This is a genomic window from Pseudoroseomonas cervicalis ATCC 49957 (assembly GCF_000164635.1).
GTDB classification, from domain to species: domain Bacteria; phylum Pseudomonadota; class Alphaproteobacteria; order Acetobacterales; family Acetobacteraceae; genus Pseudoroseomonas; species Pseudoroseomonas cervicalis.
Genome location: NZ_GG770782.1, coordinates 1 through 1822 on the forward strand (window position 1 = coordinate 1; position 1822 = coordinate 1822).

General features: G+C 74.4%; 2 protein-coding genes. One reads left to right on the forward strand and one right to left on the reverse strand.

Features of this window, described 5'->3' with window-relative positions; all coding sequences use genetic code 11:
- Positions 1 to 137: 137 nt before the first annotated feature.
- The gene (locus tag HMPREF0731_RS16480; protein ID WP_007005312.1) at positions 138 to 1031 is read right to left on the reverse strand and encodes a LysR substrate-binding domain-containing protein; all 894 of its coding nucleotides are present in this window, start codon (positions 1029 to 1031) and stop codon (positions 138 to 140) included.
- Positions 1032 to 1139: 108 nt separating this feature from the next.
- Here HMPREF0731_RS16480 and HMPREF0731_RS16485 point away from each other — a divergent pair.
- A partial coding sequence (locus HMPREF0731_RS16485) for a PrpF domain-containing protein (protein WP_007005313.1) occupies positions 1140 to 1822 on the forward strand: 683 nt, incomplete at its 3' end.

Here is a 1822-nt window from a genome sequence, read left to right on the forward strand (position 1 = left end):
CGGCGCGGGGGGGGCATGGCGGTCCTCCTGCGCAACACTGCATAGCCAGGCGGGCGGCGCCCGCCAGCCGGGTGGCCATCAACTCCCCGCGGCCGGCGGGGCACCGGCGCGGCGAAGCGGTCACAAGCCGGCGAGGCTCATCCCGCCGTCAGCCGCCGCTCCAGCAGCTCCAGCAGGGTGCGGGTGGCGGGGGCGGGGGTGACGCCGCGCCGCACCACCACGCCGGTGCTGCGCTCGATGCGCGGCGCCTCCAGCATGCGCGCCACCAGGATCGGGTGCGGGCTGCGCGGCAGCGCCAGGCGCGGCACCACGGCCAGGCCCAGCCCCGCCTCGGCCAGGCCCAGGCTGGTCGAGAGATGCTCGGCCTCGTACTGCCAGTTCGGCTGGATGCCCTGCGGCAGCAGGGCGCGGTCGAGGATCAGCCGGTTGCCCGAGCGGCGCGAGACGCCGATCAGCTTCTCATTCTCCAGCTCGGCCCAGCGGATGCTGCGGCGCCGCGCCAGCCTGTGGTCGCGCCGGCAGGCCAGCACGAAGGGGTCGCGCCGCAGCGGGCGGAACTCCACCTCCGGCACGATGGCGCCCTCCATGCCGATGCCGAATTCGACGCCGCCGCTGGCCACCATGTCGATCACCCCATCGGCCGAGAGATCCATGACGCGCACGCGCACGCCGGGGAAGCGGCGGGCGAAATCGGCCAGCGTCGCCGGCAGGAAGTAGTAGGCGGCGGTCGGGATGCAGGCGAGGGTGATCAGCCCGCGCCGCCGCGCCGCCGTCTCGCGGATGCCGAGCAGGCTTTCCTCCAGCTCGTCCAGCAGCCGCCGCGCGCGGGGGAGGAATTCGCGCCCCATCTGGGTCAGCGCCACGCGCCGCGTGGTGCGCGTCATCAGCGCGATGCCGAGCTCCTCCTCCAAGGCGCTCAGCCGGCGCGACACGGCGGGCAGCGACAGGTGCAGCACCTCCGCCGCGCGCGTCAGGCTCAGCGCCTCGGCCACGGCGACGAAGGTGCGGAGCTGGTCGAGGTCGATGGCCATGGCGGGCTTTCTTGCGCAGGGTGCAAGGATCCTACCGTTCTTTGCACTTCTGTTTGAAGGCGCCGCTGCGCAGAAAGGCGCTGGAACGAAACCCGGGCGGAGACGGCGATGCAGATGCGCATTCCCTGCGTGCTGATGCGGGGCGGCACCAGCCGCGGTCCCTTCTTCCTCGCGGCGCACCTGCCGGAGGATCCGGCGCAGCGCGACGCGGTGCTGCTGGCGGCGCTCGGCTCGCCGCACCCGATGCAGCTCGACGGCCTCGGCGGCGGCAGCAGCCTGACCAGCAAGGCGGCGATCATCAGCCCCTCGGCCGAGCCCGGCGTCGATGTCGACTATCTCTTCGCCCAGGTGGCGGTGGACCGCCGCAGCGTCGACACCCGGCCCAATTGCGGCAACATGCTGGCCGCCGTCGGCCCCTTCGCCATCGAGGCCGGGCTGGTGGCGCCGCGGCACCCGCGCACGCTGGTGCGCATCCGCAACCGCAACACCGGCCAGCTGGTCGAGGCGGTGGTCTGCACCCCCCAGCGCCGGGTGAGCTATGAGGGCGACGCCGCCATCCCCGGCGTGCCCGGCACCGCCGCCCCCATCGCGCTGCGCTTCCGCGACCTGGCCGGCAGCAAGACCGGCCGGCTGTTCCCCAGCGGCCAGGCGGCCGAGACGATCGATGGCTGCGCCGTCACCCTGATCGACGGCGCCATGCCGATGATGCTGGTGGCGGCCGCCGCCCTCGGCCTGCCGCCCGCGGCGGCGCCGGAGGCGATCGAGGCCGATGCCGCGCTGCTGGCCCGGCT

What these genes read in the sequence shown, in the direction of transcription:
- HMPREF0731_RS16480 (WP_007005312.1), bottom strand. Translation starts at nt 1,031, where the DNA reads ATGGCCATCGACCTCGACCAGCTCCGCACCTTCGTCGCCGTGGCCGAG.